General features: G+C 39.5%; 21 protein-coding genes. 13 read left to right on the top strand and 8 right to left on the bottom strand.

Going from position 1 to position 21,093, the window contains the following annotated elements; all coding sequences use genetic code 11:
• Positions 1-565 precede the first annotated feature (565 nt).
• Complete coding sequence (locus H5182_RS06975) at positions 566-2,524, top strand: methyl-accepting chemotaxis protein (protein ID WP_145235555.1); 1,959 nt, start codon at positions 566-568, stop codon at positions 2,522-2,524.
• A gap of 125 nt (positions 2,525-2,649) precedes the next feature.
• Here the strand turns inward: H5182_RS06975 and H5182_RS06970 are convergent, their stop codons facing one another.
• Both H5182_RS06970 and H5182_RS06965 read right to left on the bottom strand, forming a co-directional pair.
• Entirely contained in the window at positions 2,650-4,914 is a 2,265-nt protein-coding gene (locus tag H5182_RS06970; protein WP_182759777.1) for a GGDEF domain-containing phosphodiesterase, read from the bottom strand.
• 191 nt (positions 4,915-5,105) lie between these two features.
• Positions 5,106-5,912, bottom strand: coding sequence for an ion transporter (locus H5182_RS06965; RefSeq protein ID WP_182731243.1), 807 nt, complete (start codon positions 5,910-5,912; stop codon positions 5,106-5,108).
• A gap of 102 nt (positions 5,913-6,014) precedes the next feature.
• On the opposite strand from H5182_RS06965, the gene H5182_RS06960 reads away from it, so the two are divergent.
• The 5 genes from H5182_RS06960 to H5182_RS06940 all read left to right on the top strand — a co-directional run bounded on the left by H5182_RS06960 (position 6,015) and on the right by H5182_RS06940 (position 7,995).
• A complete protein-coding gene (locus tag H5182_RS06960; protein WP_182759776.1) occupies positions 6,015-6,260 on the top strand; it encodes a hypothetical protein in 246 nt (81 codons plus the stop codon).
• A complete protein-coding gene (locus H5182_RS06955; protein ID WP_145239153.1) occupies positions 6,253-6,534 on the top strand; it encodes a hypothetical protein in 282 nt (93 codons plus the stop codon). The genes H5182_RS06960 and H5182_RS06955 overlap by 8 nt, the downstream gene beginning before the upstream one ends.
• A gap of 180 nt (positions 6,535-6,714) precedes the next feature.
• A complete protein-coding gene (locus tag H5182_RS06950; protein WP_145239148.1) occupies positions 6,715-6,909 on the top strand; it encodes a YwbE family protein in 195 nt (64 codons plus the stop codon).
• Positions 6,906-7,424 (top strand): DUF4240 domain-containing protein, encoded by a 519-nt coding sequence (locus H5182_RS06945; RefSeq protein ID WP_145239146.1) that lies wholly within the window; start codon positions 6,906-6,908, stop codon positions 7,422-7,424. Before H5182_RS06950 ends, H5182_RS06945 begins: the two co-directional genes overlap by 4 nt.
• A gap of 106 nt (positions 7,425-7,530) precedes the next feature.
• Positions 7,531-7,995, top strand: coding sequence for a hypothetical protein (locus H5182_RS06940; RefSeq protein ID WP_182735182.1), 465 nt, complete (start codon positions 7,531-7,533; stop codon positions 7,993-7,995).
• 22 nt (positions 7,996-8,017) lie between these two features.
• On the opposite strand, the gene H5182_RS06935 is transcribed toward H5182_RS06940, so the two are convergent.
• The 3 genes from H5182_RS06935 to H5182_RS06925 form a co-directional block, all read right to left on the bottom strand.
• Entirely contained in the window at positions 8,018-9,280 is a 1,263-nt protein-coding gene (locus H5182_RS06935) for a Y-family DNA polymerase (protein WP_182759775.1), read from the bottom strand.
• A complete protein-coding gene (locus H5182_RS06930; RefSeq protein ID WP_145239137.1) occupies positions 9,268-9,681 on the bottom strand; it encodes a LexA family transcriptional regulator in 414 nt (137 codons plus the stop codon). The genes H5182_RS06935 and H5182_RS06930 overlap by 13 nt, the downstream gene beginning before the upstream one ends.
• An 82-nt stretch (positions 9,682-9,763) precedes the next feature.
• A complete protein-coding gene (locus tag H5182_RS06925) occupies positions 9,764-10,183 on the bottom strand; it encodes a MarR family winged helix-turn-helix transcriptional regulator (RefSeq protein WP_145239134.1) in 420 nt (139 codons plus the stop codon).
• A gap of 110 nt (positions 10,184-10,293) precedes the next feature.
• Here H5182_RS06925 and H5182_RS06920 point away from each other — a divergent pair, with 110 nt between their 5' ends.
• Positions 10,294-11,046 (top strand): siderophore-interacting protein, encoded by a 753-nt coding sequence (locus tag H5182_RS06920; protein ID WP_182759774.1) that lies wholly within the window; start codon positions 10,294-10,296, stop codon positions 11,044-11,046.
• Between the two features lie 240 nt (positions 11,047-11,286).
• Here H5182_RS06920 and H5182_RS06915 read toward each other — a convergent pair whose 3' ends face one another.
• Genes H5182_RS06915 through H5182_RS06905 form a run of 3 tightly spaced genes read right to left on the bottom strand, consistent with a single transcriptional unit; the run spans position 11,287 to position 15,190 of the window.
• Positions 11,287-12,243: a sugar kinase gene (locus tag H5182_RS06915; RefSeq protein WP_182731228.1), complete on the bottom strand. Its 957-nt coding sequence runs from the start codon at positions 12,241-12,243 to the stop codon at positions 11,287-11,289.
• Positions 12,244-13,731, bottom strand: coding sequence for a UxaA family hydrolase (locus H5182_RS06910; protein WP_182759773.1), 1,488 nt, complete (start codon positions 13,729-13,731; stop codon positions 12,244-12,246).
• A gap of 1 nt (position 13,732) precedes the next feature.
• Positions 13,733-15,190 (bottom strand): tagaturonate reductase, encoded by a 1,458-nt coding sequence (locus H5182_RS06905; RefSeq protein ID WP_182735179.1) that lies wholly within the window; start codon positions 15,188-15,190, stop codon positions 13,733-13,735.
• A 185-nt stretch (positions 15,191-15,375) separates the two neighbouring features.
• Between H5182_RS06905 and H5182_RS06900 the strand changes: the two genes are divergently transcribed.
• The 6 genes from H5182_RS06900 to H5182_RS06875 all read left to right on the top strand — a co-directional run bounded on the left by H5182_RS06900 (position 15,376) and on the right by H5182_RS06875 (position 21,034).
• Positions 15,376-16,140, top strand: coding sequence for an SDR family oxidoreductase (locus H5182_RS06900; protein WP_182735178.1), 765 nt, complete (start codon positions 15,376-15,378; stop codon positions 16,138-16,140).
• 23 nt (positions 16,141-16,163) lie between these two features.
• Complete coding sequence (gene kduI / locus H5182_RS06895; RefSeq protein WP_145239116.1) at positions 16,164-17,006, top strand: 5-dehydro-4-deoxy-D-glucuronate isomerase; 843 nt, start codon at positions 16,164-16,166, stop codon at positions 17,004-17,006.
• 41 nt (positions 17,007-17,047) lie between these two features.
• Complete coding sequence (locus tag H5182_RS06890) at positions 17,048-18,025, top strand: TRAP transporter substrate-binding protein (protein ID WP_257326635.1); 978 nt, start codon at positions 17,048-17,050, stop codon at positions 18,023-18,025.
• Between the two features lie 9 nt (positions 18,026-18,034).
• Positions 18,035-18,523, top strand: a complete 489-nt coding sequence (locus tag H5182_RS06885) for a TRAP transporter small permease (RefSeq protein WP_182759772.1) — start codon at positions 18,035-18,037, stop codon at positions 18,521-18,523.
• Positions 18,523-19,824: a TRAP transporter large permease gene (locus tag H5182_RS06880; RefSeq protein ID WP_165742666.1), complete on the top strand. Its 1,302-nt coding sequence runs from the start codon at positions 18,523-18,525 to the stop codon at positions 19,822-19,824. Before H5182_RS06885 ends, H5182_RS06880 begins: the two co-directional genes overlap by 1 nt.
• 190 nt (positions 19,825-20,014) lie before the next feature.
• Positions 20,015-21,034: a LacI family DNA-binding transcriptional regulator gene (locus H5182_RS06875; protein WP_145239108.1), complete on the top strand. Its 1,020-nt coding sequence runs from the start codon at positions 20,015-20,017 to the stop codon at positions 21,032-21,034.
• Positions 21,035-21,093 lie beyond the last annotated feature (59 nt).

Here is a 21,093-nt window from a genome sequence, read left to right as displayed (position 1 = left end):
GAAAAACCTTTTCATTTTAGTGTATTAACACACCAGTTTGCAGATGCCATTAGGCGTATTCAGGCTGTTTATTAGCAGTGTGTATTCGCTTTCTAAGAGCGATGAAATATTAGATAAGAGAAAGAGAAGTTAAGTAGCAGGGTTAGCCATATAACGAGCGTAATTCATTTGAAAATAAAATTAGTTATAAAATACATTACTCAGATAGTAGATACATCCTAAACAAGCTTTACAAACATTAGTCTGAGTTATTTAGCGTAACTCCTACCCGTCAAACGTTCTGAATGAACTATTGGATCAGTCGCAGCTATAATTATTTTCAGCAATAGGGTGACATCAAGAGGACAAGAGGATGAAATTCTCAAACACTCATTGAATTATAGACCCTTGATTGATATATAGCTAACTTTCTCGAAAACGCAGTAATTAAACTCGCCATTAGCATTATTTTTATTGTTGTCTTTACCTCGCTTTAGTTTTGTTACGGTTTAATTAGCTTGATAGTTTCTTGCTGAATACTCAACAGCTTACTATATTTATGAGAGTATTTATTTGGCCTTCTGTTATGAATATATCAAAAAAGTTAAAACTATCTTTTGCCTCAGCTATCGCCTTACCTCTTTTTATTATTGCGGCGCTAGTGATCACGCAAACAAGAGACCAAGCGCTTGATAACTTTGCGCAAATGAGCGAAAGAGAAGCACGGCAAATAGATAATGGTATTGCTATGTTTTTTTCTGAAATAGAAAAAAATGTTGATTATCTAGCTTCACATCAAATGGTCTTAGCTGCTAAACAAGATGTCAAAGCTCATGTTGACACAAATAATCCAGTGATGCTGAAACATCTCCAAGGCAGCAGTGTTGAGCGTGCCGCATTTCAACAGTTTGATCACTTCGGCCAAACTCACCCTGGGCTTGCTTATATTTATATGGGTAATGAACAAGGTGGTTATATTCAGTGGCCAGCGGGAGAAGTTAATGCTAATTATGACCCACGATCTCGACCTTGGTATTTAACAGGTAAATCTGCAAGTGGTAAAACGGTTCGCACTAGTGCTTATTATTGGGCAGCTGACGATATGGTTATTGTCTCTACTGTAAAAGCAATAAAAGATAATGGACAAATTATCGGTGTACAGGGAATGGATGTTTCTTTGCAAGGACTGACAGAAATTATTGCTAATATTAAGCTGGGTGAAACCGGTTACTTAATGTTGATTGAAGATACGGGAAATGTACTTGTTGATGTTAAAAATGAAAATTTTCGTTTTAAACGTTTGGCAGATATTGCGGATGGTAAATACAAACAGTTAGCTGCAAATACTCAAGGTCAGTTTGAAATTGTCATCAATAACAAAGATTTTATTGCCAATATATATACTTCAGCTAAGTTGGGCTGGAAATTTATTGGTTTAGTTGAAAAGTCAGAGGTGATGAGCGCTGCAAACACCATGACATTGACAATTATAATTATTAGTACGGTGCTAATTATTGTATTCATTTTAATCGCAAGTTACATTTCAAAAGTAATTTCTTCGCCTATAGTTGAAGTCAGTGATGGTCTGACTGAAATTGCACAAGGTGGTGGTGATCTAACTCGACGACTCACAATTAAGACAAAAGATGAAACGGCTAAGCTGGCCAATAGTTTTAACCTATTCTTAAACTTGATTGCTGATTTAGTAAGACAGATCAACGAATGTGCACTAAATGTGAGCGGTACGTCAGAGCAAACGTCTACACAAGCATCGCAATTAACTTGTTCTACCTCACAACAACAGCAAGCATTGGAAATGGCGGCAACCGCAATTAATCAAATGGCTGCGACAGCCAACGAAGTAGCTTCAAGTTGTGCTAATGCGGCAGATCTGGCTATGCAAACGCAACAGGCATCAGAGATAGGTCAAACAGTGATCACCGAGACCGTTCAAAGCGTGGTTGTTTTGAGCGAAGTTATAAGTAAAGCAACGGATGATATATCGCAACTTGACACTGAAAGTGAAAATATCATGTCGATTTTAGGCGTTATAAGAGGCATTGCTGAGCAAACTAATTTGCTTGCTTTAAATGCTGCAATAGAAGCTGCTCGAGCGGGTGATCATGGTCGTGGTTTTGCTGTCGTTGCAGATGAAGTGCGTGCACTGTCGCAACGTACGTCTGAATCCACAGAAGAGATTGCTACGCAATTAGATAAACTACGCAGCATGTCTGGTCAAGTCACTACTGAAATGAAACGCAGTTTAGACAGCACTAATAAAACGGTTGAACTATCCCATGCTGCACAGCAACAATTTACGGAAATAACAGCGTCTATTGTTAATATTAGTGACTTAAATACGCAGATAGCAACCGCAGCAGAAGAGCAGCAGCATGTCGCTGAAGATATAAATCGCAATGTTATAGAAATTAAAAATGCGGCTGATGATGTTAGCGATATTGCCGCTAATACCAGTAATAATGGAGATAAATTAAAAGCCTTATCGCACGTTCTTACTGATTTAGTTGGTAAATTTAAAGTGTAATAATAACAGCGTCTAAAATAAAGAATAATCAACATATAGCCATTCTTTGACAATTGAACTCATTATTTTGCAATGCTAATGAGTGTTGTCTGCTTTATAATAGTGATTTTATTCTATGTGCTGCATTAATTTTCTGGTATTTTTTTGGGGTTGAAATTCAAACCTTGTTGTTTTATGTGGTCGTTATAGTGGGAGGCAGATAATGGTTTTGAGAAATAAAAGCCTTGAAATTCTTTACACCCCATATTTGCCATAATTTCGACTTGTTGTTGTGTTTCAACTCCCTCAGATACGCATTTTATTCCAAGTTCATCACACATGACGTGAATTGCTTTTACTAAGCTCTTCTGCCTTGTTGAGCTTGTAACTTGGCTTATTAGCGAGCGATCAAGTTTTAGCTTATTTATAGGATATTCGGCTAAGCGCGCAATATTTGAATAGCCTACGCCAAAGTCATCTACGGAAATTGTGAATCCCCATGATTGTAGGTTTTGCATCAACGCCAATGAATATTCTTGGTTCGCTTCTAATGATGTTTCGGTCAGTTCTAATTCAATTTGACTTGGTTTGACATTAAAGTCCGCTAAGTATTTTACTAATTTTGACATGAAATCGCTTTGGCCAAAATCAAGCAATGATATATTTATTGCAACAGGCACTAGTTGGATTTCATCTTTGCTCCAAGTTGCAATTTGAGCACATACCTTTTGAATTATTAAATCTGTTAGCCGACTGATCATACGGTATTCCTCTGCGATCGGAATAAACACCGCGGGTGATACAACACCAAGAGTTTGACTGTTCCAGCGTGCCAATGCTTCAAGTCCAATGCACTTGCCGTCATGTGTTACTTTAGGTTGATAGTGTAACTCTAACTCGCCGTTATGAAGTGCTTCGTCCAATAACATTGATATTTCGTGTTTTTCTAAAAATTCTTGTGAGCGTTTTTCATCATAACCATTAATAGGGCGATGATTATCAGCAAGTTTTAATGCCTCAATTGCATTGTTTAATACATTAGCACTGCTTTTTCCTTGTCTTGGAAAGTTGGAAAAACCAAATAAAAATGACTGTTGGTATTTTTCGCCCCGGATTATATAAGGTTCATCAACCACATGTTTAATCTCGTTTAAGAGCTTATGTTCTATTTCGTTAGTAGTGCTTGTAGTTATTATAAATGCTAATTTATTATTACCTACATGAGCGCACAGAACGAGGGCTTCATTAGAGTCTTTTAAGCGCTTATAAGCAGATACTAAGTGTGCTTTTGCATCTGCTTTACTGTATTTGAGATTTAAATATTCATTATTCGCACTCTGGGTGACCACAATATAGAAATCGCCTTGGTACTTTGCTACAAATCTTTCACACTGAAGCTCAAACCATTCTCTATTGGGGAGGTGTGTTTGACCATCGCTGTAACGTAAACGTTTGTTTTCTTGCTCCATTGCTAATAAGTTTTGTTTTATTTGATGTTGTTCAGTGCAGTCATCAAAGCGCAGCACACAGTAATTAGAGTTAGTAACTTGCTGGCAATGTACAGTTTTATAGGTGTTTTTATATTTAAATACTTGGTCCTTATGTTGGTTAGCTACAATTACTAGATTAGGTAATAATTTATCGAGTTTAACGGTGCTGTTTTTAACTGTTGCTTTGAAACCAAATAACGTTTTCGCTTGGCTGTTAAAATCTATAACGGTGTTATCACTATCGATAATTATTTTTGCAATACTTGATTCAGTAAAAAACGTTCTATAAAGCTCTTTTTTTGCTGCTAGATGACTATTTGATTCTGCCATGGTTTGATTTAAGCGTTTTGCAGCAACAATGGTTCGCGCAACTGCGAGCGGAATACAGATATTAAAGAATAAAAATAATAGCCCTGATATATACCAGTCTGAATTTGGTAGTTGTGTATTTATAGAAGTCAGAGATGAAATATCAACGTTGTTTATTATAAAGTAAAAAGGCACGATATTTAAAATTGCATAACCTAGCGCGGTCCTCACACCTAACAGCATCAATGCAATAATAGGGCATGCATACATATACATAGAGCCTACCTTTGCAAGGTTGATGTCTGTTAAAAATACATTCATTGAGATTGTTGCGGCAACAATACTTAATAGCAGGGCATGTGCACATAAAGTAAAGTATTTACGGCTAGCAATTAGTAAGGTGGCCATTGTCACAGAAAAGCTTGCAGCAAGCACAATAATATATATTAAGTTGAACTCAATTGCGGCGTTTAAAGTATGGCAAAATACTGAGAAACATAAAATTACACCAGCGGTTAAAATAATGCGTAGTGCACTGATACGCCAGTTAGGTACTAGAACGTTTGAATTAACGTGATCTGATAGTAAAAAGTAGCGACTTAAGTAATGCATTATAGTTGGTGTAGATTTATCATTTTTTTATTAGACCATTGATAAATAGCTAAAAGCAATAATTTATTAGTTTTTAAATCCTTTACTAAGAATAAATGCTTGGTTTAGGAGGGAGGAAACTACAGAGCAGCTTAATTATAATGGCGGTAGCACCTAAGCCTTTATATCCTTAGGTGCTAGTTTATCAATACTTAGCTTTTGGGTTTTAATAGTGTTTTTAGTTCTGCTATTTGCGCTTTTAACTCATTTATTTGCCCTTGGGTTGCGGGCAATGAATCTACATCGGCTTGCTCTTCGCGGGCATTGCGATGCTCCTCTGACATAACTTCTAAAATAGCGCCTACCATCATGTTTAAAAATACGAAAGCGGTTAAGAATATAAAGGTAAGGTAGTAAATCCAACTCAACTTATAGACAGCCATGGTTTCGTACATGACGTCGGTCCAATCTTCAAAGGTTGCTATTCTGAACAGAGTTAACATTGAAATTGATACGTCTCCCCATAGGACTGGGTTTATATCAGAAAATAACATGCTACCAGTTGCGGCATAAATATAGAAAATAACAAACATTAATAGTGCAATGTAGCCCATTTGCGGTATGGCTTTTAATAATGAATTAACCAATAAACGCAGTTCTGGCACCATAGAGACTAAACGTAGTACACGGAATATTCGTAATAAACGGGCTATAAAAATGGTCGAACCTGCAGCTGGGTATAAACTGCCAATAACGATTATAAAGTCAAAAATATTCCAGCCTTTGCTAAAAAAGGCTTTTAAGCCTTTACTTGCAACATAGCGGATAATTAGTTCTATTAAGAAAAACACCGTGATGCCAACGTCCATCCAATGTAAAGCAAATTCAACAGTGGGGTGTAACGAATAAGTGTGTGCACCAACAGTGAGCGCTGATACGACAATAACGGCGATAACAAATGATTGAAATAGTTTACTTTTATCGATACGCTGGAACAGCTCTTGTAACTGCGACAACATCATAATTAGCCCTTAACGGTTATAGATATAAAACGTTTGCAATATACAGCAAAATCGTCACGGATGAATTACTTTTCCAGTTTAAAATGTAAGGAATTTTTAATGCTTTTCAATAGGCTAAAATGGGTTGTAAGTGCCTTCGTGGTTCTGTTTTTAACCGCTTGTAGTACTGATGCCCGCTATCACGAAGTTCAAGCTGCTCGCTTAGGCGAATGTAGTCATATGGCAGATAAAGAATACCATCAATGTATAAAGCGCCAAGAAGACGGTTACAAAGAATTTAAACAGCAGCAAGATATAGTCCCAGAGAACGACTTAAGCCAAGAGCACACCACTAAAAATGACTAAAACGCAAAAGCAGCTCGATAAATTATTGCGCGCTACTTTAACTGGCGCATGCGAGCAGATCAAAGATCATCTAACAGACTTTAGTTGGTTAACTCATCATATAGATTTAAAAAAACCAGCTACATCACTTAAAGTCAGATGTTATTTTATTGATGCGCTTGCACTTGAGCAGGCAAAACAAAAGCAACAGCTAGCGTTAGTCGAAAGTATTATAGTAACAGAGCTGGCTGTTATTAACTTAACCCCTCAAGAGGTTCTGTTTTTAGCTGATTAAATTTAAGGAAAATCGATGTGTCTAATGTAATCAATAATCAAAATCCAGACTGATTGTTTATTGCACAAGCAAAGCTCAGGTTAACTATCAGAGCGTGAAAACACAACGATTACGGTGCTTTAGTTTGGTATCAAGATGACATACAGCTATAATCCAACAAAATAGTAAAAGAGATCCATTATGGCAGTTCCTACTCGTTCACAAATCACCCCAGGCACCGAAGTTAATATCGTTTTAAAACAAGATCAGCGTAGCGGCACATTAACGCAAGGTGTTGTTGAGCGCCTTTTGACTAAATCACCCAATCATCCGCATGGTATTAAAGTGCGCTTAGAGGATGGTCAAGTAGGGCGAGTGAAAGAGATTTTGTCATGAGTGCACTTACTTTAAGCGAATTCTGGCAATTAGTTACCGTTGCAGATAGAACCGCAGAGCCAGAATCAGTCAGTGAACGTTTAAAAGGTTTACTTACAGATTTAAGCGATGCACAGCTCATTGAATTTGATAAGCAATTTAGCATTTGTATGCGCCAAAGTTATACTTGGGAGCTATTCGGTGCTGCGTTTGTAATGGCCGGTTGCAATGATGAATACGGTTTCTCAGAATTTCGTTGTTGGTTAATTTCTCGTGGTGAAGCAGCTTTTAATGCTGCGCTTGAAAATGCTGATTCTTTGGCTGATTGCACTCCTGTTTATCATTTAAACGAGCAGCCTTATCCTTACTTAGATGAGTATGACTTGATCGCTGGTTTATTATATGAACAGCGTAATGAAGACGAATTACCCTTTGCTCCTTCAGGCCTTGATCAACCCAAAGGTAAGCGCTTTAAAGATAAGCCTAAATTTTTAAAGTTGGCATATCCGCAACTATTTGCTAAATATTGGCAGTAACATAATATTAAAAACCAACCATGACTCAGTATACTGGCTGGTTTTTATTTTAATCACCGTAGCTATGCTATGCTGAGTATATAAATCAATAAATGTCAGGTATTTAATGCGCTATCGTAAAGTATTACTGTGTTTAGTGTCGGTTTTTTTAAGTACAGTTGTCAGTGCTAAAACTGAGCTGCCAAGTAATAAGAGTCAGTTTATTAGTTTATTCAATACTAAGGTTGGTAGTTATCAATTGGTATCAGGTGAGGCTAAAATGTGTGCTGGTGGACAGTTAACATGGCTTGATGCAAATGAGCCTGATCTTGGCTTTAAGCTCGGTGATGAAATTATTTTTAATAACTTACACCATGGCACACAAACGAATAAAGTCGCTAACTTTTGTTTGGTCACTACTAAGTATAAATACACCACGCAAAGCATTACCATGTCACTACGCCATACTCGCTGTGAAAACGAGACAGATAATTTAGACACTAGCCAAACGCTGCGTTTTATTTCGCCTACAACGCTTGCGTACAGTGTAGAGAGAAGTAATGTTCGTTGTCAGTTTGAACTACAACTTTAAATTTAACGATAATGTGAGTTTTTTATAAATCACAACTTATTTTCGGTAAATGCTGCCAACGCGTTGTGTACTGAGGCGATAAAAATGCACGCTTCATATGCCATGCTTGGCTTTGTTGTTGACTTGCCAGAGTTAGCGTGTCGCAGCCGTATCGCTTATTAATTGAATCTAAACACTCCATTAGTTTTATGTTGTCTTGGCTAGGAGCAAATAGGTCGGGTTGTTGAAACTGTTGTGAACTAAGCTCGAGTGCACCTACACCACATTTATAAAAACGGACGTTGTGTTGATATAGCTGCGTAAATATTTCGCTAATTGCTTTAGCAAATACACGGCTATCTGCGCTAGATACGGGTAACTCATACACTAATGATTTTTTATAGTAATGTGACTCATGGGGCGAGCTTGCCACAAATAGTAACAGGCGTTTAGTTAAGGAGCGTTGCTGACGTAGTTTGCGAGCGACAATAATACTGTGATTGATCAACGCTGTTTTTAATGCAACCGGATCAGTTAAACGTTCACCAAAACTACGGGTCGAAAAAATTTCACGCTTATCTTGGCGTACATCATCCCAATTTAAACACACAATGCCATTTAGCTCATTAACTGTACGCTCAAGCACTACGCTAAATAAACGTTTCATACGTTTTGGTGTTTGTTTGGCTAAATCAAGCGCGCTGTTAATGTTAAGTAGTTTGAGTTTTTTAGCTAAACGTTTGCCAACGCCCCATACATCAGCTACATCCATCGCGGCTAAAATATGTTGTCGTGCTTGTTCGCTATCAATCACTGCAATCCCATTAAAACCGTTGAGCTTTTTAGCAGCATGATTTGCGGCTTTAGCAAGGGTTGGTGTAGGGCCAAAGCCAACTCCAACAGGGAGTTTTGTTTCGCGCCAAACTGTGCGACGAATTAACTGGCCATACTGATGCCAGTCATTAATGAGTGGGGTAAAGCCGTTAAACTGCAAAAATGCTTCATCAATCGAATATACATGTTGGGTGTCGCAAAAACGGCTGATCACATTCATCATTTTATCGCTTAGATCCGCGTACAACTCATAATTAGATGAGCGAATAACCACCTTATGTTTGGCCAGTAAATGTTTAACTTTAAAGTAGGGCTGAAACTTAGGGATATTTAAGCGCCGCGCGATAGGACATATCGCACAAATGCAGCCATCGTTATTGGTTAATACTACAACAGGTTTTGAGCGGATCGCTGGATCAAATACTTTTTCAGCGCTGGCGTAAAACGCCACTGCATCCACTAAGCAATACATTGGCGCAGCTCTGCACTAGAGCGATGTAATCGAATCGAACGAGTAACCACACCTTCTAATTGAAATTCATCACTATCAGTCAGTTGCACTGGGGGATATAAGTCCGATGCAGAGAGTAGCCGTGCATTAGTTTTATCTAATAATTTACAAACAAATAAACCATTTAAGTTAGCTACAATGACATCACCATTTTTAGCTTCTTCGGCGCGATCAACCAATAATAAATCGCCGTCAAAAATACCGACCTCTTGCATTGAGCAGCCGGATGCCACACCAATAAACGTCGCATCGGGGTGTTTGATCAATAGCTGATCCAGTGATAAACCAAGTTCTTTATACTGAGCGGCAGGTGATTCAAACCCGCATACGCCCGCTTCGATATAAATAGGAATAACAAACATAAATAATTAACCAAACACATATACTGTATAAGTGTACAGTATATGTGTTTTAGTTAACTTATGCCAAGTAATGGATCTGCGATCACTGCATATTTTTAATCATTTTTTGAGCAGTATCTAAAAAGTCATTGATTTGTTGAGAGTTTAAGTTTTTGCACATTTGCTCATTAACATGCTGTTCGGCGTTTAATAGTTTGTCATAAAGAGCATGACCTTCAGAGGTAAACGATAAGATAAAGCAACGCTTATCGTGCTCACTGGCATCTTTGTCAATCAGCTTTAATGTAATTAGTTCTTTAACTAAGCGTGCAATTTGCGCTTTATCGCGCTGGGTTTGATTCACAATATCGTTAGCAGTGCAGTGAGTTGTCGCTGCAATAATATGTAGGCAACGCACATGCATTGCGTTTAACCCAAGCTCACCTGCATTAATAGCTTCGCGTATGGTAACGCGATAATTTTGCATTAAAGCAAATAATGTATTGGCCAATGAAGAGTTCATAATAAATCCATAATGGTTGACAAAGTCAATTAAATTGCTATAGTTGATTTTATCAACCAATGGGGCGTTGTGCAATTAAACACGTAAATAAACCTTCTGAGGAGATCAAAATGAGTAGAAAAGTACGTCGTGCAACCGTAATAAGCACAACAGCGATAGCCCCGCATTTAAAGCGTCTGGTTGTTGGCTCAGATGAGTTTCATGATTTTCCTGCGGATCAACAAGGTGCGTACGTAAAAGTACTATTACCACATGCTGGACAAGATGAGGTTGAAATTGACCTCAAAGCAGCTGAACCTGCACCTAAGCGCTCATATACAATCAGAGCTATAGATACTATTAACCATACAATTACGCTTGATTTTGTCGTCAATCAGCATCGTGGTATCGCAACTGATTGGGCTAAACAAGCAAAGCCTGGTGATAAACTCGCAATTGCAGGCCCTGGCCCTAAAAAGCTTGATGATTTTAGTCAGTCGCAGTATTTGATGATTGCTGATTTAACCTCAGTTAATGCTATTAACGGGTATTTACAGCAACTACCTGCAACAGCTGATGTTGATGTGATCATTCATGTTGCTGACGCGCAGGATGTTATCGAGCTCGATACAATCAAAGCACACAGCAAACACACTATAAATTGGTTAATTACAATGCAGCCGCAAATAGATGTGGTTGATCAGGCTTCAGTGCTATTGAATCAATATACGCAAAAACCATTGATTTTCATGGCGCTAGAAGCTGCTATTGTGCGCACCATTAAAGATTTAGCGATTGATAAATATGCAATACCGCGTGAGAAGATTGTCTGCTCAGCGTATTGGAAGCAAGGTGTTGATGCAGATGGCAAGCTAACGGTTTAATCACATTATTAGCAGCAAGTAAGGGAATTAGAGTGCATACCCATGAGAGGAAGTTTACTTAAACAAAATAAGCGTCTCACAGCACTTACTTTAGAATAAGTAAACTTAGGTATGCACTCAGGTTCGGTGTCGAGACGTTAAAGAGTCTTAACTAATCGATTTAAGTATTTAACCATTCTAGCGGGCTAAATAAAGCGCTCACTGTATTAGTAGTTTTTGATGTAGAGCAAGAAAAAATAGCTAAGCCTTTATTGTGTGTTTGATTGTAGCAATGTCTATCTCGACAATTGCTCCACGCTTTTGGATCACTTGGGCGGCCAGTAAATTACCCGCTTGTGCACATTGTTTTATAGGTTGCTCTGTTAACCACTGGGCTAAAAAGCCGGCGTTAAATGAGTCACCTGCGGCGGTAGTGTCGATCACTTTTTCTACAGCGACAGTATTAAACAGCTCGACTGAAATTGAATTATCAAGGTGTTTTTTACTGTATTGGCAGCCATCTGCGCCGAGTTTTACAACGACCTCGTGAGCGCCTTGTTGGTGCAAACGCTCGGTACATTGCGCAACATTACTATCTCCCCATAATTGTGCTTCATCGTCAAAGGTCACTAATGCTAAATCGGCTAGTGCGTATGCTTTATTATTGGCAAGGTGGCAGTGCATTTTGCTTGACCATAATGCAGGGCGATAGTTGCTATCATAAATAATTTTTATCCCTTGCTGTTTTAGTAACGCTAAATGGCTGAGTAAAGTATGGCAATCTTGCTCTGCTAAAATTGCCAGCGAGATCCCCGATAAATAAATAGCATCAACTTCGGCAAGGCTGGTTAGTACTTTTTTAAAATCAGTATGTTGCAATAAATATTTAGCGGCTGAGTCGCTACGCCAATACTGAAAAGTACGCTCCCCTGACACATCGTTTTGAATCATATACAAACCCGGTTGTTTGTTATGACTGAGCAGCACATTGTCAGTATTAATATGGTGAGCTTGCCATTTTTCAATCAGTGCACGACTTAGTGGATCAGTGCCCATGGCACTGACGTAATTGACGTTTACTTCATTGCCTGCGAGTTTTTTTAAGTAAATGGCGGTATTCATGCTGTCGCCGCCATAATTTTGTTGCATAGCAGTAAATGGTTGGCCGCTAAGCTCAACCATACATTCGCCAATAATTGCGATGGACTTAGGTGTCATTTATAACGTCACTCCTTTTTTCCAAATAGCGACTTCACGAATGTCGTTTATTTCATTGCAAGTTGGTTGGCCGTTTACGATGTTGACTAGCAGTTCAACAAACTCCCCGTGGACTTGCTCCATTGAGACATCGTTAATTAAAACGCCAGCGTCAAAATCTATCCAGCGTTTTTTCTTATTGGCAAGTTCTGAATTAGTAGCAATTTTTAACGTTGGCACAAATCCACCATAAGGCGTACCGCGGCCAGTGGTAAATAACACCATATGACAACCTGCAGCACCGAGCGCGCTGGTGGCAATCGGGTCGTTACCTGGCGCATCCAAGAGGTTTAACCCTGGCACTTGTAAGCGCTCGCCATAATGTAATACCGCTTGTACTTTGCTGGTGCCAGCTTTTTGCGTACAACCCAGTGATTTATCTTCTAAGGTGGTGATACCGCCTTTTTTATTGCCCGGTGATGGATTTTCATAAATAGGTTGATTATGCGCTTTGTAATAACCTTTAAAGTTATTCACCATGCTAACCAATTTATTAAAGGTCTCTTCGTCTTTACAGCGCGACATTAATAAAGTTTCAGCGCCAAACATTTCAGGTACTTCGGTTAATACCGTTGTGCCACCTTGAGCAATTAAATAATCTGAAAAATAACCCAGCATCGGATTCGCCGTGATACCAGACAAACCATCGCTGCCACCACATTCAAGGCCAAACTTTACTTCAGATAAAGTACCCGGTTGACGTTTATCTTGTTTTACTTGGGCATAAATTTGTTCAAGTAGCGCAACGCCTTCTTCAATTTCGTCATCCGCTTGTTGGGTGATCAAAAACTTAATTCGGCCTTCATCGTAATCCCCTAAGCCATCACGAAATGCCGGTAATTGATTATTTTCACAGCCTAAGCCAACGACTAAAGCGCCACCAGCATTTGGATGCAGTGCCATGTTTTGTAGCAGTATCCGTGTTGTGTCTAAATCATCGCCCAGCTGAGAGCAGCCAAACTGGTGAGGAAACGCATAAATGCCATCAATTTCTAATTGTGGATGACGCAGTTTAAACTCTTTGATCATTTGGTTGATCATGCCATTAACACAGCCTACCGTAGGGATCAGCCAGATTTCATTACGAATGCCAATTTCACCGTTTTGTCTACGATAAATATTTACTTCAGGCGAAGGGGTCGCTTCACTTTGCTCAATAAACTCAGGAATATACTGATAATCCAGTTCATCATTGAGGGTGGTTTTAACGCAATGGGTATGCACCCAACCGCCTTTTTGAATATTCTCTAGGGCAAAGCCAATGGGGGCACCGTATTTAATAACATTCTCTTGTTTATTAATATCACGCAGCGCCACTTTATGGCCTTTATCAATGTTCTCATTGACTAAGATCTCTTCGCCATCAACGGGCAATATTTCACCAGCGGTGATATTACGCATTGCAATGGCAACATCATCAGTTGGGTGTAGTTTAATTAATGGTTTCATATTATTGGCCTAACTGGTTAGTAAGCGTAGTAGCTACACCTTCAGTGAGCATATTACGTAGGTGAGCTGTAACGGTGGCAGTTAATTCAGGAAGTTCATTTAAATCACTTTCCCAATGCCATTGTGCCCCTAGTACTTGTTCAACAAGCGTGTTTAAGGATAGGGTGTTGTTATCAAAGTCATGCCACAGGGTATTAAATAGTTCTAGCCATTGTGGTGCATCGCTCAATTCAATTTGCTGCTCATTACGTAGGCCTTTATACATCAAAATTTGCCCTGCAATAGCCAATGCCATCATATTCGGTACGGCGTTATTTGTTTTCACATAGGTGTGCAACTGCGGCAAAATACGGGTCTTAAATTTAGTCATACTGTTGAGTGAAATAGCCAGTAATAAATGGCAAATATACGGATTTCTAAAGCGGTTCAGTACATCATTGGCAAAGCGCTTTAATTCATCTTCAGGTAAATCAAGAGTGGGAATAATTTCAGCAAAGATTAATTGTGTTAGGTATTTTTCAAACAAAGGATCGGCCAGCGCATCGCCCACAGAATCAATGTTCGCCATGTAAGCTAGTGGCACTAAAGCCGTATGAGCACCATTTAAAATACCGACTTTTTGTTGTTTGTAAGGTGAAATATCATCAACAATTTTTATATTTAGGTCGCTGTTTTGTAAGCATAGTAATTCTGCTAGATGCTGCGGTCCTTGAATAACAAACAAGTGAAAGTACTCAGCGGTTACCATAAAGTTATCTAAATAACCTAACGATTCTTGTAGTTGTTGATGCTCATCACGGGGGAAGCCTGTAACAATACGGTCAACTAAGCTTGAGCAAAAGTGGTTAGCTTCATTCAACCAGGTTGAAAACGCCTCAGGTAATTGCCAAAGTTGGCAGTATTGAAATACTATTTCTTTGAGTTTTTCGCCGTTGTAGTCAATTAACTCACAAGGGATGATCACCATGCCGCTGTCAGCTGAGCCATTAAAGTGATTAAAGCGATGGAACAGCCACTGCGTTAATTTAGCTGGGAATGCTTTAGCGGGTGCGTTATCGAGTTTATCAGTATCAATATATTCAATACCAGCTTCAGTGGTATTTGAAAAAATAATTTTCAGATCCGGATTCTCAGCTAATGCCATATAACGCGGAAAATCTTTATAGACAGGAATTTCTTCATTGATTGAACTAATAATACGGTGATCGGCAACTGTTTCACCTTGCTCGTTTAAGCCACGAATAATAGTGGTATACAAACCGTCTTGAACATTAAGTAAAGGAATTGCGTCATAATCAATAGGGCGGATCACCGCAACGCCGGCGTTTAGATCACTCGTTTCGTTGAGTTTATCAATTTGCCAATCGATAAAGGCACGCAAGAAATTCCCCTCACCGTATTGCATTATTTTTGTTGGGTATTTGTTTTTATTAAAGTTTTTTCTATTCAGTGCTTGCATAATATGAACCTATAAACGTTATATGGGCTGATTGATTTTTACATCTTAGCCACATTTGCCACCGGTGGCAAATAATATTTGACAAACTGCCACCGGTAGCGAAGAATGGGTGTTAACAAGTTTAGTTAATTCAATTTACATTGAGTTAGTAATTACGTAATAAATACTTTATACAGGAATTTTAAATGACAGCCACCTTGTTTGATCTAACTTCAAAAACAGCACTCGTCACCGGTGCAAGCCGCGGACTGGGTCAACAAATTGCACTGGGTTTAGCAGCTGCTGGTGCAAAGGTTATTTGCAGTAGTAGTAAAGAGCATGGCTGCCAAGCAACGTGTAAGATGATCAAAGACCGTAGCGGTGTAGCTTTTGATTATGCTGCTGATTTAAGTAATGCAGACTCAGTTAACGCATTAGCAAACAAAGCGTTAACTGAACATGGCGGGATTGATATTTTGGTCAATGTTGGCGGCACTATATTTCGCAGCCCTGCGGTGGATTACCCGTATGAGCAATGGCAGAATGTTATGAAAGTAAACCTTGATGCCAGTTTTTTATTGGCCCAAGCGGTTGCGCCAAACATGATCAAACAAGGGTTTGGCAAAATAATTAATATTGCCTCAATGCTGTCATACAGCGGCGGTATGACAGTCCCAGCATATACCGCGAGCAAACATGCGGTAGCGGGTCTTACCAAAGCGCTGGCAAACGAATGGGCGCAACACAATATTCAGGTTAATGCTATTGCGCCAGGTTATTTTAGAACCGATAACACCCAAGCATTACAAGATGATGCCGCCCGTAATAGTGAAATTGAAAAGCGTATCCCTGCGGGGCGTTGGGGTGAAGCAGAAGACTTAATTGGTTCAGCCATATTTTTATCATCAACAGCCAGTGACTATGTCAATGGCCATATTCTCGCGGTTGATGGTGGCTGGTTAGCACGATAATTTTTAATTTTAGGTAGCATGTTATGAGCACACAAATAGAGTCACGTTATGCCGTTGGTCCAAATGAAGTTAAAGGCTATGACACCCAACAGTTAAGAGATGAGTTTTTGGTCGACAAACTCATGCAAGAGAACACCATTTATTGGTTATACACTCACTACGAGCGTTTTATGGTGGGCAGTGCGGTGCCAACCAGCGCACCGCTTAGGTTAGAAACGGTAGACAACTTAAAAGCAGCAAACTTTTTAACGGGTAGAGAGCTTGGTGTGATCAATGTTGGCGGCAGCGGCACGGTGACTGCTGATGGAGAAGATTTTCAGCTTGGCTATAAAGATGCCTTGTATTTAGGTAAAGATACCAATGAGGTGCTGTTTACTAGTCATGACAGTGGCAATCCGGCAAAATTTTATCTTAATTCTGCACCAGCTCACCACAAATATCCAAATAAGTTAGTGACACGTAATGATGCCAATGTATTGCATTTAGGTGCGCTTGAAACCTCCAATGAGCGCGATATTAATCAGATGCTGATCAATACCGTAGTACAAACATGCCAACTACAAATGGGGCTAACGGAATTAAAACCAGGCAGCGTCTGGAATACCATGCCAGCTCATCAGCATGATCGTCGCAACGAAGTGTATTTTTATTTTGAAGTGCCAGAGCAGCAAGCGGTGTGTCACTTTATGGGCGAGCCGACTGAAACTCGCCATATTTGGGTACATAACGAGCAAGCAGTGGTATCGCCACCATGGTCAATTCACTCAGGTGCTGGCACACAAAACTACAGTTTTATTTGGGGCATGGCTGGTGAAAACCTCGATTATGATGATATGGATAAATATCAACCAAGCGAGCTGAGATAATCAGCTCTTTAATGATCATATAGCGATAAGAAGAAATAATAATGAATAGAAATCTTCTCATAAAGATAATGCTAGTTTTGTCGTTATTTTTGCTAACTAGTTGCACTGATGACAAAAAAACAGTGCGATTAACTTTGGCACATACATTAGACACGCGCCATGTGGTGCATCAAGCAATGGAATATATGGCTGAACGTTTGGCATTTTATTCAAATGGCACAATGGAAATTGTTATCTATCCAGGTGGTCAGTTGGGGTCTGAACGTGAACTCATTGAACTATTGCAAATAGGTAGCTTATCAATCACTAAAGTATCGGCAAGCCCGCTGGAAGGCTTTGTACCTGAGATGAAAGTGTTTGGCATTCCGTATTTGTTTCGCGATAGTGAACATTTTTGGCGTGTACTTAAAAGTGACTTAGGCACCGAGCTACTTAATAAAGTAAGCACTGCAAGGCTTAAAGGTTTGGGATATTACGATGCAGGCAGCCGCAGCTTTTACACCACTAATGGCGCGATTAATACCCCAGATGATTTAATAGGTAAAAAAATTCGCGTGTTAAATAGCCCTACAGCAGTTGCAACAGTGCAAGCTTTAGGCGGCGCAGCAGCACCGATTGCATGGGGCGAATTATATGCCGCACTGCAACAAGGTGTAGTTGATGGCGCAGAGAATAATCCGCCAAGTTATTACTTATCTCGTCATTACGAAATCGCTAAATATTATTCGCTGGACGAACATACCTTTGTTCCAGATGTAATTTTAGCAAGCTTAGAAGTTTGGAACTCACTTAACAACGAACAACAACAGTGGTTAACCCAAGCGATGGCCGACTCTGTTGAGTACCAACGTTCACTGTGGCAAAACGCATCTGATGAGGCGCTTAAAGCAGTTATTGCAGAAGGCGTACAAGTGACTTACCCAGACAAACAAGCGTTTCAAGATAAAGTGGCTGATTTTCATGCTTCGTTCGCTAATACAGCGGTTGCAGATCACATTAAAAAAATAAAAAGCATGTAGGAGCACACAATGCGACATCTAAACACACACTTAAATCGCATCATAGAGCGATTACTTATTTTGGCCATGATAGCGATAGTAACCGTTGTTTGTTGGCAAGTTTTTTCACGGTTTATTTTACGTGCACCGAGCTCATACACCGAAGAGTTAGCGCGTTTTATACTGATTTGGATTGGGGTATTGGGCGCATCTTACGCGTATCGCACTAAAGCACATTTAGGACTTGATCTGTTTTATCAAAAAATGATCCCGTCACTTAGGTATAAGTGTTCATTTTTAATCGAAATCTGCGTGCTGATCACAGCATTAAGTATTTTAGTTTATGGTGGCTGCCAATTGATGATGTTGAGCTTTGAATTAAAGCAAACCTCAGCGGCGCTTGAGATCAACATGGGTTATGTGTATGTCGTTTTACCGCTAAGCGGGGTGTTGATTGTGATTAATTGCATTGAAAACCTGATCAATTATGCACAGCAAACATTCACGGAGGAAGCGTAATGGACTTAACAGCCATCGTTTTAATTATTTGCTTTTTTGCTTTATTGTTTATTAATGTACCTATTTCTTTGTGTATTGCGCTATCAACATTAGCAGCGCTATTAATGCACATTGATTTTACGCCTGCCACCACGACCATAGCCCAGCAAATGGCCGGTGGCATTGATAGTTTCGCATTATTGGCAATCCCATTTTTTATCTTGTCTGGATTGATAATGGGTCAAGGCGGCATTGCTAAACGGCTGATTGAATGTGCTATGGCGATGATAGGCTTTTTACCCGGCGGCTTGGCACTAGTAAATGTAATGTCGTGCATGTTATTTGGTGCAATATCAGGATCTGCCGTTGCAGCCACATCGGCGATTGGTAGTTTTATGGTGCCAGAAATGAAAAAACATGGTTACAGTGCCAGTTTTGCTGCGGCGGTTACCGCAAGTGCAGCCACTACGGGCATGTTAATACCACCGAGTAATATTTTAATTATCTATGCCATCGCCAGTGGTGGGGTGTCGATTGCGGCATTATTTATTGCCGGCTACTTACCGGGAATTTTAGTGGGGCTGGCGTTGATGATTGTTTGCGCTATTTACTCTATTCGCAACAATTACCCTGTAACAGCAAGACTGCCATTTAACATTGTGATGAAAAAAATACTCGCAGCTTTGCCAAGCTTATTGCTTATTTTTATTGTTATTGGCGGCATTATTGGCGGTGTATTTACCGCAACTGAAGCAGGCGCTATTGCCGTTATTTATGCTTTAGTACTGTCGGTATTTATCTACAAAGAAATCAATATAGCTGAAATGCCCGCTATATTACTAAAAGCTTGTGAAACAACGGCTATTGTAATGCTGATCATTGCCGCGTCATCGGGCATGTCGTGGTTATTGTCATACACACATATTCCACAGCTGGTCAGTGAGTTCTTTTTAACACTCAGTGATAATCCGATTTTAATCTTGTTGTTGATCAATCTGATTTTAATTTTGGTTGGCGCGTTTATTGATATGACACCTGCGGTATTGATTTTTACACCGATCTTTTTACCGGTAGCTGAGCAATTTGGTATGTCGCCGATTCAATTTGGTATTATGATTGTATTAAACTTATCAATTGGCTTGGTGTCTCCGCCAGTTGGGAGTGTGCTGTTTGTCAGTTGTGCGGTGGCGAAAACATCGTTACATAAAATAATTAAGCCAATGATGCCGCTGTATGCTGTGATGTTTTTAGTCTTGATGTTGGTCACATATGTACCGGCAATCAGTGAAACGTTACCGCGTTTATTTGGTTTAATCGAGTAACTAACCTGAACTTAGGATAATTTATTTGTCAGCGTTTAGGTTAACTTAATCAAACAAATCTGTGATGGAGCTCTACAGCTCCATTTTTCTTTTAAATCAAAGTAGTCAATGTATAACAAGAGCTGACTAACTACTTCTATGGATCTACGGTTAGTGTTAAACTTTGCAATCATCCTAAATAGGAACTTTTATGTCAGTAACGATTAATGATGTAGCTAAGCTGTGCGGTGTTTCAAAGCGCACAGTTTCACGTGTGATCAACCGTTCTCCCGCTGTGGGTGAAGCGACGCGGGAGCGAGTGCTTAAAATTATCAGCGAAGTTGGTTTTTCTCCTGACAAACAAGCACGGGGGCTGGCATCAAGTCGTTCTTACTTATTAGGTTTAATTTATGATAACCCCGATGCATTGTATATTGATCAGGTGCAACGAGGTGCATTAAGCGTCTGCTCTGAACTTGGCTATGAATTGGTTGTTCATCCTAGTTACTCTAAAAGTGCTGAATTTATTGACGATTGCCTGTCATTTATCTCTCGCTCTAAACTTGATGGCGTGATTATTTTACCGCCAGTATCTGAAAACAAAGAGTTAGCTGCAGCAATTCGTGAAGCAGGTTGTCCTTATGTGCGCTTAGCATCGGTAGATTTAGATGATGCTGATAACATTGTGGTCTCAGACGAACGCGCAGCAATGAAAGAAATGGCCAGCTACTTGGTTGAACTTGGCCATAAAGACATTGGTTTTATTTCTGGACCGCAGGTTTATCGTTCTTCAATTGAACGCTTAGCCGGCTTTTTAGCTGAACTGCAACAATGTAATGTGCAACTGCCTGGAAATCGTATTATTGAAGGCAAAAATAGTTACGAAAGTGGTATAGAATGCGCTATGACGTTGTTAAGCACTGAACCAAGACCAACGGCCATTGTTGCTAACAACGACGAAATGGCGGCGGGGGTATTACGGGTTGCCAGTAATTTAAATATCAAAGTACCAGAACAGCTATCAGTAGCAGGTTTTGATGATAATATTTTGGCTTCACGGATCATTCCATCGCTAACGACTATTCGAAGACCTGTACAAAACATGGCATGTTTAGCGGTACAAAAACTCATCAATAAAAGCCAATCGACACAAAGTGAAAAAATTAAATTAGATGACGTAGTCACTCCTTACTTAGTGAAGCGTGAATCTACCAACAGATGCGCTAAATAGTACCGATTAACCCCCCTCATAATATTTTTGTTACAGACATTCAAAGCGCCTTACTGACA

The sequence above is a fragment of the Pseudoalteromonas sp. SG44-17 genome (assembly GCF_014164235.1).
Classification (GTDB): Bacteria; Pseudomonadota; Gammaproteobacteria; order Enterobacterales; family Alteromonadaceae; genus Pseudoalteromonas; species Pseudoalteromonas rhizosphaerae.
The sequence above is the reverse complement of the archived record's forward strand: the minus strand, read 5'-3'. Positions and strand labels throughout refer to the sequence as shown.